This window comes from Nocardia altamirensis NBRC 108246, assembly GCF_001612685.1.
Taxonomy (GTDB): Bacteria; Actinomycetota; Actinomycetes; order Mycobacteriales; family Mycobacteriaceae; genus Nocardia; species Nocardia altamirensis.
Genome location: NZ_BDAY01000020.1, coordinates 42,567 through 57,504 on the forward strand (window position 1 = coordinate 42,567; position 14,938 = coordinate 57,504).

The window sequence follows — 14,938 nt, forward strand, 5'->3', positions numbered from 1 at the left end:
AGTGAACACGTTTGGATTTCAATTGCTCGGCCGTATGCTCCCGAACATTCTCGCGCTCTCGCTGCTCGGCCTGTTGGGCACCTCGCTGCACTAGTCTCGTCCGCGTTCGCCGACATCACCCGTGGAGCTGATGCGGCCCCTACGTGCGTCCGGGTATCCTCACCGCGTTCGCGAGCTGCGTGAATGTGTTTCGGTGAGAGAGGTTTTCCGGTGAATTTTCCAGGAGCGAGGCTGCTGGCACGCGTGGTGTTTGCCCTCGTAGCGGTGGCCGCGGTGGTGGTCACGGTGGTCGGTTGTTCGTCCTCCGAGAGCAGCGGCAGCACGGCCGACTCGGCCAAGGTCGGCGGCTGCCTCGACGGCATCAAGGGTGCAACGGTCGATGTCAAGGCCGGGTCGGTCGACTGCTCGTCGGACAAGGCCGTGTACAAGATCGCGCAGACGGTCGACAAGAAAGGCGCTTGCTCGACGGATTACACCGAGGCCGGCGCCGCGGGTGGTAGCGCTTTCCTGTGCCTGGTGCCCAATTTCAAACAGGGCAGCTGCTACAGCGAAAATCCGGCCAGCGGCTTCAAGCCGGTGGACTGTGGTGCCGCCGAGGCCACGTTCCGCGTGGTGAAGCGTGTCGACGGTGAGGCAGACGAGCTGCTGTGCGGGCAGGATGCCGACAGCTTCCGGCTGATCGCCGCGGCGCCGAAGACCACCTACTGCCTGGCCAAGCCCAAGGTTTGATCAATCGAGGAGGGCGACGGAGGCGATCCGGTGCAGCGTGAAATGCCGGATCGCGCCCGTCACCGGGTCGACCGCGTCGAGCTGACCGTTGCCGACCTTCACCGGCTCAACCACGCGCTGCGTCGCGACGCCTTGGGCGTCGACGTAGCCGATATTGACCGACCGCCGCACCCGCGCTGCCAGCTGCAGCAGTGCCAGGGTCGCCGCGGTATTGGTGCGGGTGCCGTCGGTGCGCACCGACTGTCCGGAACGGGCGCTGGTCGCGAGCTCGGCCGCGCGTAGCTCGGTGACCAGCAGTTGCAGCTGCTCGGCACTCGGCGGCGTCGGCCGCCACGGCTGCCTGGCATTGGGCCGGACCGAAATCCGGGCGCCACGCACCCGCAGATCGACGATGACCCCCGCCGAATCCTCGCCTGCCGGTGCGAAACCGGCCGCGCGGAGTTGTTCGAGCACCTCGCCGAGCGGGGCCTGAGCGATGGCCACCGTCGGCGCGATGGCCCGCAGCGCCAGCGTGCCGGCCACCGGTGCCGCGAGCACCTGGGCGAGCAGTGCCGGATCGTCGCTGCGCAGGAACGACTGCGCCATTCCCGCCCGCAGCTGGCCGTGCCGCCGGGCGACATCGTCGATCAGATAGGTCAAGGCTTGCGGAATCGGGGTCCGCGAGTGCTTCGTGAACAGCGCGTGCAGTTCGGCCGCGGTGAGCCCGGCATCGAGCGCGCGTCGCACCGATCCCTCGCTGATCCGGTAGACCGTTGCGGCGCCCGCGGATTCGACGTCGGCGACCAGGGCGACGCGGTGTTGCAGGTCGGCGGTGAGCGGGCCGGGCGCGATCACTGTCAGATCCGCCTGGACCAGCACGTGATCCACCGGGGCGGGCAGCGCCGTCTCCATCGCCGCCTCGGCGTCGGCGGCGCTGGTCGGGGTGCCGTGCAGCAGCGCCCGCGCCGGTGAGCCGAGCGCGTCGCGGCCGATGAAGCCGAGCGCCGCGGCCTCGGCCAGCGTGTGCTGCACCGCCTCCAGGCGAAAGTGCCTGCGCCATCGCGGTTGCCGCCACGCCAGCACGCGGCCGATGTCGGCGGGCGGCAAGGCGCTGCCGGACGGATACTCGGCGAGCAGGCCGAGGATGGTATGCCGGTCGCGCGGCGCGTGCGGGCTGCGCAGCTCGATCGAAAGGGCCGCGAGCGGCTTGTCATTGGCGTCGCGCATGCCGATCATCCATGGCGCCCTGTCCAATTCGAGCCACGCCATGGCCAACGCGACCCAGCGCCTGGCGAGTGGTGCCTCCAGCCAGGCGTCCACGGCCGGGGTCGGCGCCCAGAAATCGTCGGTCGAATCGACCTCAGGCGGCGGGTCCGGCAAACCTTTTTCGATGAGGCGCGCGGCCGCCAGCAGTTCGACCAGCAAACCCGCGCGGAGCTCGTCCACACCGGCGTGTTTGGCGATCCGGCGGATCTCCCGCACGCCGAGTCCGCCTGCGCGCAGCGCGGGTGCGGGCGCCTGGCCGAGCAGCTCCAAGACGGCCGTGCAGTGCCGCAGCAGTTCGCCGACCTCACCCGCCGCGACGGCGTTCACCTCGGCGGACGTCTGTTTCTTCGGCTTGGGCTTCGGCGGGGTCAGCGCGTGCGGATGGGTCACCGGCTCGTTGCGCAGGATCTGGCCGACGGTGACGGGCAGTTCCACGGTCTCGTCGTCGATCCGGTGCAACAGCCTGCGAGTGAGGAGTTGCTGCACCGGGCGGTCGGCCGGGGTGCCGGGCGCGGCGTCTCTGGTGCGGCCGCGCGGGCCGGTGGTGGCCAGCTTGTCCAGCAGCGCGCTCGCGGCGGCCGACAGTTCGGGCAGTGCGGCGCGCACTTCCGGCTCGGTGAGCGCGTCGGGGATCTCGGTGGTGCTGCCGATCGGCCATGGCAGCGCCTCGACGGCGGCCGCGACCAAGTGCAGCTCGTCTCCGACGGTCCAGACCAGCGCCCGGGCGGACAATCGCGCCAGCGCGGCGTCGATCGCGGTGGCCGACACGCGTTCGCGCAGCTGCACGTGCAACTCGGCGCGGCGCAGCGGGGCGCCGTTGCTGTCGGTGCGCGTCACCCCGTGCACCGCAAGTGTTTCCAGAATGGCGAAGTCGAGCGTGTCGAGGTCATCGGTGGCGCGCAGCACCGAGGCGCGCTGCTCGGCGCGAGCGGCGAGCACCGCCATCGAGGAGGGCAGCGGCACAGCCAGATCGGGCCGGAGTTCGAGCAGCGTCACCAACTCGGCATCGCTGCGTGCCCCGAGCCATCCCGCCAGGGAGGAGGTCGCGGTCATCCGATCCAGCCTACGGTCTCTGCTGGTCGCCTGCCGAGGCAGTGCGTCGTACGGCCCGCCCGAGAACTGGTTTCGGGAGTACATGGGTAACTCGCCGGGCACCGGCTAACACACTTCATTTCGTACCGCCCGGCCGCCAACGCTTCTCGAGTAGCACCTAGGTCTGGCCTGAAGTCGCGGAGAGGCGGGGGAGCGTTACCCATGTGCTCCCGAGATCAGTCGTTCCGTGTCAATTCGATCCTTCGAGCCTAATAGACGCAGGCCGTTGGCCGCCGCGTGGCGACGATGCTGCTCGTCCGGAGTTATACGGCAGCGGTGAAGTTGCTAGGCGTGGCGCGCATGCCACAATGGCAGCGTGGTGAACAAATCGAAGAAACCTTATGTCGACAACGGCTGGCCGAAGGTGGCCGAGGGTGACCACGCGGTCACCGAGCTCTCGTCGACCCGTTCCGGTGGGCTCTCGCCGTACGGTGAGGACACCGAGTTTCCGGTCCCGGCAGATCAGCTGCCCTACATGCACCCGAACACGGTGATCAACCGCTGATTTCCGGACGGAGAAGTCCGAAGATACGACTAAGGCCCCGCATCCGAGGATGCGGGGCCTTAGTCGTGTGTGTGTGTGTGATCAGGAGGAAGGCAGCAGACCCTTGTTCGCTTCGTAGAAGTTCACGATGGTCGGATCCAGCTTGGCGCCACTCGACTTGGCGGCGTTGAAGAAATCGAAGGCTTCCTTGGGCACCTGGACGCCCTGGCTCTGCACGACCTCGAGTGCGCGGTCGACGGCCGTGTAGATCTGCTGGGTGCTGTCCGGCGCGGCCTGGGCGGCCTGCGGCGCGGGCTCGGGGTTCCAGCGCGGGGTCTCGGGGGTGGTCGGCGCCGAACGCGGGGTCGGCTTGCTGCTCAGGCCGAGGTTTGCCGAGCAGCTCGGCCAGGCGCCCCAGCCCTGGGAGGCGAGGACCTTCTCGGCGACAGCGATCTGCTGTTCGCGGGTGGCCTGGTTGGCGGAAGCGGCATACTCGCCGCCGCCGTGCGCACGCCAGGTGCTCGGGGAGAACTGAAGTCCGCCTTGGAATCCATTGCCGGTGTTGATGCCCCAGTTACCGCCGGCCTCACACTGTGCGAGGCGATCCCAGTCGGAGTCGGGAGCCGCGCTGGCGTTGCCTGCGAGGGCCACACCTGCGGTGCCGATGATCGCGCCGGTCACGGCGACCTTGGCTACCGTGCGCCCGGTGGAGCTTGGCTTGCGATGGCGTCCACTCATATCGGGTTCGTCTTCCTCTCGACGCACCTGCGAGGTCATCTTTCGGGCTGGACTGAGAGGTCGTCATGCCCGCCCTCGCCCCTACGTTTACGTCGGGTTTCCGGTATCCGCGGGGCGAGGTTCGGTGCGGCGGTCCGGTGGTTGCCGGTTGTCCCGGCTCGGTAAAGACCGTACGACGATCGCCGCGAAAAATCACCATTTGATAACCGGCGTGTACGGGCCGGTCTCGGTGCGATATCAACGCGTGCGTACGGCCTTCTGTGCAGCTAGAAGCGGTGCGGTCGGGTGAGTGCCTCGCCGTCACCGGCCCGTGACCTTCTCGTTATGTGACCAGGATCACATCCGAGATTCGGTAACGACAGACGCGGGTAACCGGTTCGCACCGTGCCGGTGGCCGTTGGTTCAGCCACGGCGGCGTCAGCGTGACCTGCGACCCGAACGGAGGGCGAAGACCACCCCGAGCAGAAACCCGAGTGGTGCCAGCAGCGCCCCGAAGTAGAGCCACAGGCCCGGTGAACCGTCGGACACCACCGGCGTCAGGAAGATCGCGATGATCGCCAGCAATCCCAGCGCGAACAGGCCGAGCGCGAGCTGCAGCAACCAGTCACCTTTGCGGTGCGGTGCACCGCCGGACGGTGGAGCGGCGGAAGGGTTCGTCACCCCACGACCGTAAAACTGATGTGCTTGCGTTATTCACATCGGGGTAGACTCGAGGTCACACGCGTCCCGCATCCCTTGCTGGGCGCGCTTCTTTTCGCTAACAGAAAAGGGCTCGTACGCGGCGGTCTGCCACTGCGGGTCTGTGGACAGATGTGCTCGGGCCGGTGCGGTTCCGAGTTTTCGATGATGAACGGGTGAGCGCAGTGCCGACCGGCAGGGTGAAGTGGTACGACGTCGAAAAGGGCTTCGGCTTCCTTTCCCAGGACGAGGGGGAGGACGTCTATGTCCGGTCGTCCGCGTTGCCCGACGGCGTCGAGGGACTCAAGCCGGGGCAGCGCGTCGAGTTCGGCATGGCCGCTGGCCGTCGTGGTCCGCAGGCGCTGAGCCTGAAGCTGCTGGAGGCGCCGCCGTCGGTGCGTCAGGGGCAGGAGCGCGAGCGCGCCCGCAAGGAGCCCGTCCCGCGCAGGCACACGCCGGACGAGCTGCACGGGATGGTCGAGGACATGATCACCCTGCTCGAGGCGACGGTGCAGCCGGACCTGCGCAAGGGCAAGTACCCCGATCGCAAGACGGCCCAGCGCATCTCCGAGGTTGTCCGCGCCGTCGCGCGCGAACTAGACCACTGAGTTTTGGCCGCGTGGGCCCGCGCTATGCCGCGTGGGCCCACGCCGGCTCTTACGGTTCGGTGCTGATCGACCAGGCCGCGTGCGGGCGGTAGGACTCCTCGCCGGTGTCGATGTCCTTGGTGAGGATCGGCAGCTGCAGTTCGACTCCGGCCAGCCGCAGGTCCGGCTCCGGACGCGACTCGATGGTGATGGCCAGCGCGCCGTCCGGGAAATCATTGTGGCTGACCACTCGGTCCACCCGATCGCCGTTGGGCAGCACGTAGACCAGCCTGGCCATCCACGGCGCTTCCGCGATCTTCTTCGGCAGCGACAGTTGCAGCGGGTAGTCCGGTGGCACCTCGAGCTCGACGGTCTTGCCGAAGCGGCAGTCCTCCAGGCGCACTGTGCAATACACGTAGGGCGCGACGGTGACCGTCCGGCCGTGGGCGTAGGCGGTGATCTCCGGATCGCGTTCCTTCGCGTCGCCGATCAGCGTGACGAGCACAGCGACGAAGGCAGCGGTGAACACCAGCCCAGCGGCGACGATCAACGCCACGATCGTCCGGGTGCCCGGCCGCTTCACGCCACGACCTCGCTGCCGCTCGGCTCCGTCGTACGCGAGGGCGCGCTGTGTCCTCGGTTCACTGGCTTGGATCTCCTATCCCTCGTTGGATACGGGTGGTGTCGCGCCGCCGGTTCCCGGTCGGCGGTACGCGTTGGAAGTGTGTGGCATCGGCCGGGTTGCCGGCACTTCCTGCTCCGCGTGTTGCGGCCGATTTCCGCCGAGTCCGGGCAGCAGCGAGTGACCGCGGTAGCTGACGAAGGTCTGCACCAGGCCGACGACGAGGATCGCGGTGATGACCGCGAAGCCCTTCCAGTACTCGGTCGGCAGCAGCACACCCGCCGCGCCGCCGACGACCCAGCTGAGCTGCAGCACGGTTTCCGAACGACCGAAGCCGGACGCGATCGACTCCGGCGGCAGGTCGTCCTGGATCAACGCGTCGAGCGACACCTTCGCCAGCGCGCTGGTACCCGACGCGACCAGGGCGGCCAGTGCCGCGCCGAGCAGATTGTTGGTGAAGGTCGCGAAGAGCGAGACCAGCGCGCAGGCCGCGACGCAGCCGAGCACGATCAGCGTCGGCCTGCCGAGCTTGAGCCGGGCGCCGGTCGCGTTGCCCGTGAAATTGCCGATCGCCGCGGCCGCGCCGACCACGCCGAGCATCGCGGCCTGCTTCACGGCCTCGTGCTCGGTGGACTTCGCGACGAACGCGACATAGAAGGTGAGGAACCCGGTCAACACGCGGACCGCGCTGTTGCCCCACAACCCGGTCACCACCGAGCGGCCCAGCGGCTGCCTGCGCTTGCGTGGCGGAACCGCGGATTCCTTGTCCGGCGAAAGGACTTCGGTGTGCGCGTCCGAGCCGTGATAGCTCAGCGTCGCTGGCACCTCGCCCTCGGTGACCTCGACCCAGGACGGGATGCGCAGGCTGAGGAAGGTGCCTGCACAGGCGATCAGCGCGGCGAGGATCAGCGCGCCGTCCGAGCCTGCGATGAGCGCGGCGATGCCTGCGATCGCTCCCGCGCCCATGGTGCCGCCGACCAGGCCGAACACGGTGAGCCGAGAGTTGGTACGCACCAAGTCGATATCGGGAGGGAGCACGCGCGGCGTCACCGCGCTCTTGAGCACCGAGAACGATTTACTGCCGACCATCATGCACAGCGCGAGCGGATACAGTCCCCAGCTGTCGAATTCGAGGATGAGCGCGACCGCGACCAGGATCCGCAACGCGAACGAAGTCGCAAGCGCCACCCGGCGGCCGTGCTGTAGTCGGTCGAGCAGCGGGCCGATCAGCGGCGCGATCACCGCGAACGGGGCGATCGTGATCAGCAGGTACAGCGCGACATTCGTCTTGCTCTCCGCGGTGGCGCTGGCGAAGAAGAGGGTGTTGGCCAAGGCGACGGCGACCGCGGCATCGAGCGCGAAGTTCGCCATCGTCGCGTAGGTGAGTGCGGTGAGGCCGGACTTGTCGGCGCCGTCCGCCTTCGCCGCGCGCTGGAAGGTGGCGATGCCCTTCTCGGTCAGCTGGCGGCCGCGCATGGCGGCGACCCTGGTCACCGTCAGCTTGCGCGGAATGCGTGGCGTACCAGGCGGAGTGGGGGCCTCGCCTGCCGTTTCGCCGGTCTCCGGTTGCTCGGGGAAGGGCTTGGTCGGCGGCGGGGCCGCAGACTCCGGTTCGGCGGGTGGCGGTTCGGTGTGATGCGGCGGTTGCGGGCGGTGTGGGAAGACGCGGCGCGGTGTGCGCGCGGGATCGGGTTCGCCGGAGGGGCGTCGGGACTCCGCGCGCGGAGTCGGGTGTCGGCGAGTTTCGGCATTCGACGGGTCGGGCGTGTCGTAGTCCGGCAGTGCGGTGCGATTGGGATCCAACGGCGGCAGCGGCCCGCGCCTGGTCGGCGCGTTCGGCGGGGGATAGCGATCGAAACCGGGATGCCGTTCGATCGGCGGATACTCCTCGCCGTCCCACCGATCACGGTCGGGACCGGAAGGTTCGCGGGGAGTCGTCACGTCCTCAATTCTGTCGTACTTCCGCGCGGGGCGTTCACTCGCTGCCGAAGGTGTCGGCCGATGGTCACTTTCGTGATGCCGTCGACCGCGGTGCGTGCCTGCCTGGCCGTGCTTGTGCGGGCAGCACCGTGCGCATCGCGATCAGGCAGGCAGGAAACGCACCTCGAAGATGATCGGCCAATTCTTGCGTGCCAGCAGAAACCGGTCGGTGCCGGGGATTTGCGCGATGCCGTTCAATGCTTCGGCGCCGATCCTGTCGACAGGCGAGAGCAGAGCGCTCGCGTCGATCGTCGCGAGCACGCGGCCGGTGTCGGGATCGATGCGCAGGATGGTGTCGGTCGGCCAGGCGTTGGCGTACACCGAACCGTCCTCGGCACAATCGAGTTCGTTGAGCCGGACGTTGTGGTGCGTGGTGAGTCGGACGGAGCCGGTCGGCTCGAAGGTGACCGGATCACGGAACGTCAGCTTGTCGGTGCCGTCGCTCATCACCAGGCGCCCGGCACGGGTGCACAGGCCCCAGCCCTCGCCCTCGTACGGCACTCGGCGAACCTCGGCCAACGTGTGCGGATCCCTGGCGAAGGCGGTGTGGTCCTGCCACGTCAGTTGCCACAGCGTGTCGCCGGTCACGGTGAGCCCCTCGCCGAAGAACGGCGCGGGCAGGTCGGCGCTGGCCAGTTCGGCGCCGGTGGCGAAGTTCGACGACCGCACCGTCGATGCGCCCGACAGGCCCGTGCCCTCATAGAGCACATCGCCGCGGATTTCCAGACCCTCGGTGAAGGCCCGCGGATCGTGCCATCTGGTCCCCACCAGCTCGATGTTCATCGTGGGTACTGGCTCATCGGCCGCCGCACACCCGGCCCAGACGACCAGACCGAGCAGGATAGCGACAGCCAACGGACGCCGATTGCGTTTCATACGGCAAAATGTAGGCCGTGAGCGCAGTTTCTGTTTCTGAGTCCGGTGTCAGGCCGTTGCTGGCCGATGCCGTCGATCTGGCCCGCCGTGCGCTCCTGGAGTTGGAACCAGCTGGTGTCGGGGCGCATCTCGGCGTGGCTGCCGAGGACGACAGCGCGGCAACCCATCGCTTCGAGGCCACCCTCGCCGGGTATCGCGGCTGGCAGTGGGCGGTCGTCGTGGCGGCGCCGCCGGAGGCGGACTACGCGACGGTGAGCGAATCGGCACTGCTGCCCGGTCCCGATGCTCTGGTCGCCCCCGACTTCGTGCCGTGGGATCAGCGGGTGCGCCCCGGCGATCTCGCGCCGGGCGACCTGCTCGCTCCGCCGCCCAACGATCCGCGCCTGGTGCCCGGCTATGTCGCCACCGGCGACCCGGTCGTCGATGAGGTCGCCTACGAGATCGGCCTCGGCCGCACCCAGGTGCTGAGCCTCGAAGGACGCGAGGAAGCCGCCGAACGCTGGCACGCCGAGTACGGCCCCGAGACGGAGATGGCGAAGGCGGCACCGTCCACCTGCGGCCTCTGCGGCTTCTACCTCCCCCTCGCAGGCTCTTTGCGCGCCGCCTTCGGTGTCTGCGGCAACGCCATGGGCGCTGACGGCCGCGTCGTCCACGCCGCCTACGGCTGCGGAGCCCACTCCGACACGGTCGCACCGACCGGCGGCGGTTCCCCGCTCTACGAAGCCTTCGACGACGCCGCAGTCGAACTCATCCCCACCGCCGACCTCACCGCGCCGGAACCCAAGGTCGACCCCGCGGAAGCGGCGCCCACCGCTGCCACACCGGACACAGAAGCGCCTGTCGCCGAAGTGAAGTCCGATGTCGTCGCGGAAGTCGCACCCGAAGCCGCTGAAGCGACTGTGGCGGAAGCCGGTTCGGCCGCGCCTGTCGCTGATACGGAGTCTGGCGACGCTGTTGCGGAGCAGGCCGACGCAGTTTCGGTTGCCGACGCCGTCGCGCCTGTCGCAGCCGAAGCCGCCGATGCGCCTGTGGCGGAGGCCGGTTCGGCCGCGCCTGTCGCCGAAAGGGCGGCTGATGTGGTCACGGATGCCGCAGCCGCTGATGCGCCTGGGACAGATGCTGGCTCGGCAGCCCCGGTCGCCGAGGTGTCGGCTGACGTGGTCGCGTCGGTTATCAACACCGTCGCCGACGTGGACGCGACTGCTGCTGCTACGGAGTCTGCCGACGCTGTTGCGGAGCAGGCTGACGACGAGGTAGCGGTTTCGGATGCCGACAGCGCTCCTGTTGCGGAACAGTCTGTTGCCATTGTCGAATCGGCGGGGGCGGCTGCATCTGATGTCGCAACCGAGGCGGTTGCCGCCGATGTCGAGGTGATCGCGGCGGAGGTTGTCGCGCCGGTCGCGGAAGAGTCTGTCGTCGCGACGGAATCGGTGTCGGACGTCGATGGCGCGGCTGTTGCGGGTGCGGACGCCGCGCCTGTTGCCGATGCTGAGGTGACTGATTCGGTGGCTGCGGCTGAGCCTGTTGCCGTTGCTGAGTCGGCTGTGGCGGATGTCGACGCCTCGGCGGTCGAGTCGTCTGTCACGGCCGATGCTGCCGGTGCGTTGGATGCTCCTGTTGCCGATGGTGATTCGGCTGACGACGTTGCGTCTGCGGCGGTGAGTGCTGGTGTCGAGTCGAGTGATTCGGTGAGCGCTTCGGGTTTCGGTGCTGCGGCCGATGGCGATGAGTCGACCGAGGCGGGTCCGTCTCCGGTGGACAGTGCGCCGAGTGCGGGCGTGGACGGGTCGGATGCCGCTGTGTCGCCGGATGTCGAGCAGGCGGCCGAGAATGCGGCTCAGGCGCCTGCTGCTGACGTGTCGGTCGAAGGTGCGGCTGAGAGCCGGGCGGTCGAGTCATCGCCGGAGAACTGAACGAGGCGGCCGATCCTTTCGGCACCTCGGGGTTGCGGGCGGGAGTCCTTGCCGCGTGGCGTGATTCGCCGACTCGGTTGCGGGAGGATGCGGCGACCGAGGCGGACCTGGTGCGAGCCGGGTATCGCGATCGGCTGCTGACCGAGCTTGCGCAGAATGCCGGTGACGCGGCGGCCAAGGCCGGGGTGCCTGGCCGACTGGTTGTGCGGCGGGACGGCGAGGTGCTGCGGGTCGCCAATACCGGTGCGCCGTTGGATGTCTCGGGCGTGCACGCGCTGACTGCACTGCGGGCGTCGGCGAAGTCGGATGTCGCTGTCGGCAAGTTCGGCGTCGGCTTCACCGCGGTGCTGTCGGTAAGCGACGAGATCGAGCTGCTTTCCAGTACCGGATCGCTGCGGTTTTCGCGCGCGCAGACGTGGGATGCCCTGCATCAGCATGGCATTCGTATCCCCGATAACTCAGCGGATGGTCCCGCCGAGGCTTTCGTGCCGCCGGTGTTGCGGATGGCCTGGCCGATCGAGGCCGCGCCGACGAACGGCTTCGACACCGAGGTCGTGCTGCGACTGCGCGCGGACATCGATGCCGACGCATTGCTCGCCGGGATGGCCGCGGAGGCGATCGACCTGCTGCTGGAACTGCCTGCACTGCAGAGCATCACGATCGACACAGCGGAATTCACCAGCACCACCATCGACCTTGCCGACGGCCTGCAGGAAGTGCACGTCGACGGCCCCGGCGTCGAGCGCCGCATCTGGTGGCAGTACCGCACGCCACGCGCCCGCTGGTTGCTCCCGCTCCGCAAGGGCAGGCCGACCGCCGCCGCCCCGGATGTCCTGCGCGCACCGACCCGCTCCGACGAGGAGCTGTCCCTGCCTGCCGTGCTGATCGCCGACATCCCGATGCAGCCGGACCGCCGCCGCCTCCTGCCCGGCGCCCGCCTCGCCGAACTGGCCACCGGCTACGCAGATTTCGCTGCTGCGCTCCCAACCCGCGACCGACTGGTCCTGGTCCCTGCCCCGGCGTTCGCCCGCAGCGAGGCCGATGCCCTGCTCCGCGAAGCCGTCGTCCGTGAACTCCGGACCCACCCCTGGCTGCCCATCGTCGCCACCTACTCCGCGTCTGCAGGGGGTGTGGATGCCTCGACAGTTATGCCGAGCACCGAAACAGGTGCGACGACCGCCACCGACCCACTGGGCGTCGCCGACTCACTTACCGCTGCTGACTCATTGACCGCTGGCGACTCGCTGGCCGTCGCTGACTCATTGACCGCTGCTGACTCGCTGGCTGCCGCCGACTCATTGACCGCCGCCGATTCACCGGCCGCCGCCGACTCGGCGTGGTCGACATCGGATGCGCACGACCCTGGTGGCCCGTTCGATCAGGATGGGGTCGAATCACAAGGCAACCCAACCTTGTTCGACGCGCTGCCGGACACCCAGTCCGGCGACCGCAGGCAGGCCGCGCGGGCACGTGCCGAATCGTTGGACGCAGACCTGCTCGAGGTAGCCCCGGAAGCAGTGCAGGCAGGTGCTGAGGTCGCCGTGCCGACCCGGGCGAGCGTATTCACCGGCCTGACCGAGGAATTGGCGCGGCTGCTCGATGATGTGGTCGGGCAGTTGGTGATTCCCGAGTTGTCGGGCCAGGGACATCTCGAGGCGCTGGGTGTGCTGGATGTGCATCGACTCGGGCTGGCGCGGCTCGCCGAACTGTCGGGCGGGCTGGAGCGCGCACCGGGGTGGTGGTACTCGCTGTATTCGGCGCTGGAGCCATTCGTACTCGATCCGCTGTCGGCGGAAGAGCTGGGGGCGCTTGCGGTTCCGCTGACGGACGGGCGACTGGTCACTGGACCGCGCACGGTGGTCCTCGACGACCAGCTCGAGGTCGCGATCCCGGTGCATTGGGCGCGCCTGGTGCATCCTGAGGCGCGGCATCCGCTGCTTGCCAGGCTCGGGGCGCGGTCGGCGACGGCCGAGGATCTGTTGAGCGAGCCTGCTTTGCGTGCTGAGCTCGAGGACCATCCGGATGACCCGGACACCGTCGATGCCGTGCTCCGTTTGGCCGCGCACGCCGATCCGAAGACGCTGCCGACCTGGCTCGGCATGCTCGAATTGCCGGACGTCGACGGCGAATCGCGGCCCGCGGACGAGTTGCTGTTGCCGGATGCCCCGCTGCGGGAACTGCTGGTCGAGGATTCACCGTTCAGCACGCTCGATCCCGAACTGCTGCAGCACTATGACTCGCGCGCGCTGCGAGCTGTCGGCGTCGGCTGGGATTTCAGCATGCTGGTCGAGGCCGATCCGACCGGCCCCGACCACGACCTGGACGACGAAGAGCGCTGGTGGTTGACGCTGGCGCAGGACCCGCACGAACTCGCCGCGATCCGCGACTTGGATCTGGTCGATGATGCCGCATGGCCGGAGGCGTTGTGGCAGTTGGCTTCCGCGCCGCACACCCGCCGTCTGCTCACCGATCGTGACGGGTACACGGCCTGGTGGTTGCGCACGAACGCGCGCATCGACGGCATCCCGCTCGGCTTGCTCCGCCATCCTTCGGACACCGAATTCGCCGGCCTGCTGCCGACGTTCACCGTTCCTGGTCTCGCCGACGACGCCGGCGCGATGCGCGCGATTCTCGCCGATGCGGCGGTGATCACTCCGGAGTTGACCGCCGCGCTGCTCGTCGCGCTCGCCGATCCGTCGAAAACCCCTACTCCCGAGGTGGTTTCGCACACGCACGCACGGCTGGCCGCAGCCGTTGCCGCCGGCCTGCTAGACCTGTCCGAACTGGAGCTACCCGCCAGGGTGCGCGCCCTGTCCGGCGCGGTCGTCGATCCCGCCGACGCGCTGGTGCTGGATCAGCCGTGGTTCGGTCTCGCCATACCACCGGATCGCCTGGTCGTCGGCGACACCGAGACCGCACCCGCCTTGGCGAACCTGCTCGACCTGCCGCTGGTGTCGAACGCTGTCACCGCGACGGTGCTGAGCGAGGGGCGCCGCAGCGCCTGGTCGGCCGAGCCGCTCGGAGTGGTCCTGCGCCAACTCTTTTCCTTGCCGCCGCAGGACGGCGAGCTGGTGGTGCACGACGACGTGCGCGTCCGCCTGTCCGGCGCGGTCGAGGTCACCGTGTCGGTCCCGTGGTGGCGCGAGGGAAATACGGTGCACTTCAGGGCATCTCAGGCACAGCAGTAGCGCCGATCGGCGTACCTGTGGATCGCGGCTTGGCGATGCCGCAGCCAACCGGCGAATCGAACTGTGCCGCACCGCGAAGCTAAGCGGCGTACTCCGAGATCATCTGGCTGAGCAGATCCAGCTGCGCCCGAACGGCCTCGCTGTCGTTGTCAACCAGCCAGCGCAACACGATCCCGTCGATGGCGTTGAGCATGAACCGGCTCAGCGTCGGCAGTGGAACACTCCACTGATTCGCGGTCGCATCCCGCGCGTGTTCGATGATGTCGGCGACGGTGGAGTCGTTGAAGTTGTACTGCTCGCGGGCGATTGCGAGTTTCGCTGGAGTTTGCTCACCCTCGCGCAGTGCGTAAGTCGTGGTTTCGTATGTGAGCAGTTGACGTTCCGGAGTTGCTTCTATGTTGAGCCACATGAGTTCCAGCCCCGCGCGGATCAATTTTTGAAGCGCTTCTTTTCCACTTCCGACGTCTTGCCATACCGTTTCATTGGCATCGACGGAATCACGTAATTCCATCGACAACGCCTTGACCAGCTCGGTCATCAGCGCGTCCTTGTTTTCGAAACAGTAATGGACCACACCAAGCGAGACGCCCGCCGCCTGGGCGACATCGCGCGTGGTCACGCCCGCAACGCCCTTTTTTTCGGCAAGGCCGATCGCGGCCTCGATAAGGTGGGCCCGTCTTTCTTCGACGCTCAATCGGGAGGACACCTCAGGGAGTTAAGCCTCCTGGGAGCGTGCAGTCAATTCGCGGGTAGAAAAATCTGGACTGGACGTATGACCAGTTCTATGGTTCAGTGCCTTCAGATCG

12 protein-coding genes are annotated in these 14,938 nt (G+C 68.2%); 5 read left to right on the forward strand and 7 right to left on the reverse strand.

Going from position 1 to position 14,938, the window contains the following annotated elements:
- Positions 1-264: 264 nt before the first annotated feature.
- The gene (locus NA11_RS13305; RefSeq protein ID WP_245745857.1) at positions 265-729 is read left to right on the forward strand and encodes an LppU/SCO3897 family protein; all 465 of its coding nucleotides are present in this window, start codon (positions 265-267) and stop codon (positions 727-729) included.
- On the opposite strand, the gene NA11_RS13310 is transcribed toward NA11_RS13305, so the two are convergent.
- Positions 730-3,027, reverse strand: coding sequence for a helicase-associated domain-containing protein (locus tag NA11_RS13310; protein WP_069162168.1), 2,298 nt, complete (start codon positions 3,025-3,027; stop codon positions 730-732).
- A gap of 355 nt (positions 3,028-3,382) precedes the next feature.
- Here NA11_RS13310 and NA11_RS13315 point away from each other — a divergent pair, with 355 nt between their 5' ends.
- A complete protein-coding gene (locus tag NA11_RS13315) occupies positions 3,383-3,571 on the forward strand; it encodes a hypothetical protein (RefSeq protein ID WP_040731009.1) in 189 nt (62 codons plus the stop codon).
- An 81-nt stretch (positions 3,572-3,652) separates the two neighbouring features.
- Here the strand turns inward: NA11_RS13315 and NA11_RS13320 are convergent, their stop codons facing one another.
- Positions 3,653-4,288, reverse strand: coding sequence for a resuscitation-promoting factor Rpf1 domain-containing protein (locus tag NA11_RS13320; RefSeq protein ID WP_069162262.1), 636 nt, complete (start codon positions 4,286-4,288; stop codon positions 3,653-3,655).
- A gap of 417 nt (positions 4,289-4,705) precedes the next feature.
- On the reverse strand, positions 4,706-4,948 hold the full coding sequence (locus NA11_RS13325; protein WP_069162169.1) for a hypothetical protein: 243 nt from the start codon (positions 4,946-4,948) through the stop codon (positions 4,706-4,708).
- 203 nt (positions 4,949-5,151) lie between these two features.
- Here NA11_RS13325 and NA11_RS13330 point away from each other — a divergent pair, with 203 nt between their 5' ends.
- Positions 5,152-5,574 carry a cold-shock protein gene (locus tag NA11_RS13330; RefSeq protein WP_174567687.1) on the forward strand — a complete coding sequence of 141 codons (423 nt, stop codon included), beginning with the start codon at positions 5,152-5,154 and terminating at the stop codon, positions 5,572-5,574.
- 49 nt (positions 5,575-5,623) lie between these two features.
- On the opposite strand, the gene NA11_RS13335 is transcribed toward NA11_RS13330, so the two are convergent.
- The 3 genes from NA11_RS13335 to NA11_RS13345 all read right to left on the reverse strand — a co-directional run bounded on the left by NA11_RS13335 (position 5,624) and on the right by NA11_RS13345 (position 9,031).
- The gene (locus tag NA11_RS13335) at positions 5,624-6,136 is read right to left on the reverse strand and encodes a DUF2771 domain-containing protein (protein WP_069162171.1); all 513 of its coding nucleotides are present in this window, start codon (positions 6,134-6,136) and stop codon (positions 5,624-5,626) included.
- Positions 6,137-6,211: 75 nt separating this feature from the next.
- Positions 6,212-8,116, reverse strand: coding sequence for an MFS transporter (locus NA11_RS13340; RefSeq protein WP_069162172.1), 1,905 nt, complete (start codon positions 8,114-8,116; stop codon positions 6,212-6,214).
- A 141-nt stretch (positions 8,117-8,257) separates the two neighbouring features.
- Positions 8,258-9,031, reverse strand: a complete 774-nt coding sequence (locus NA11_RS13345) for a glutaminyl-peptide cyclotransferase (RefSeq protein ID WP_069162173.1) — start codon at positions 9,029-9,031, stop codon at positions 8,258-8,260.
- 17 nt (positions 9,032-9,048) lie between these two features.
- Between NA11_RS13345 and NA11_RS47335 the strand changes: the two genes are divergently transcribed.
- Both NA11_RS47335 and NA11_RS46605 read left to right on the forward strand, forming a co-directional pair.
- Positions 9,049-10,944, forward strand: coding sequence for a DUF3027 domain-containing protein (locus tag NA11_RS47335; RefSeq protein WP_141717566.1), 1,896 nt, complete (start codon positions 9,049-9,051; stop codon positions 10,942-10,944).
- Entirely contained in the window at positions 10,941-14,132 is a 3,192-nt protein-coding gene (locus NA11_RS46605) for a sacsin N-terminal ATP-binding-like domain-containing protein (protein WP_245745864.1), read from the forward strand. Before NA11_RS47335 ends, NA11_RS46605 begins: the two co-directional genes overlap by 4 nt.
- Positions 14,133-14,211: 79 nt before the next feature.
- On the opposite strand, the gene NA11_RS13365 is transcribed toward NA11_RS46605, so the two are convergent.
- Positions 14,212-14,826, reverse strand: a complete 615-nt coding sequence (locus NA11_RS13365) for a TetR/AcrR family transcriptional regulator (protein ID WP_245745858.1) — start codon at positions 14,824-14,826, stop codon at positions 14,212-14,214.
- Positions 14,827-14,938 lie beyond the last annotated feature (112 nt).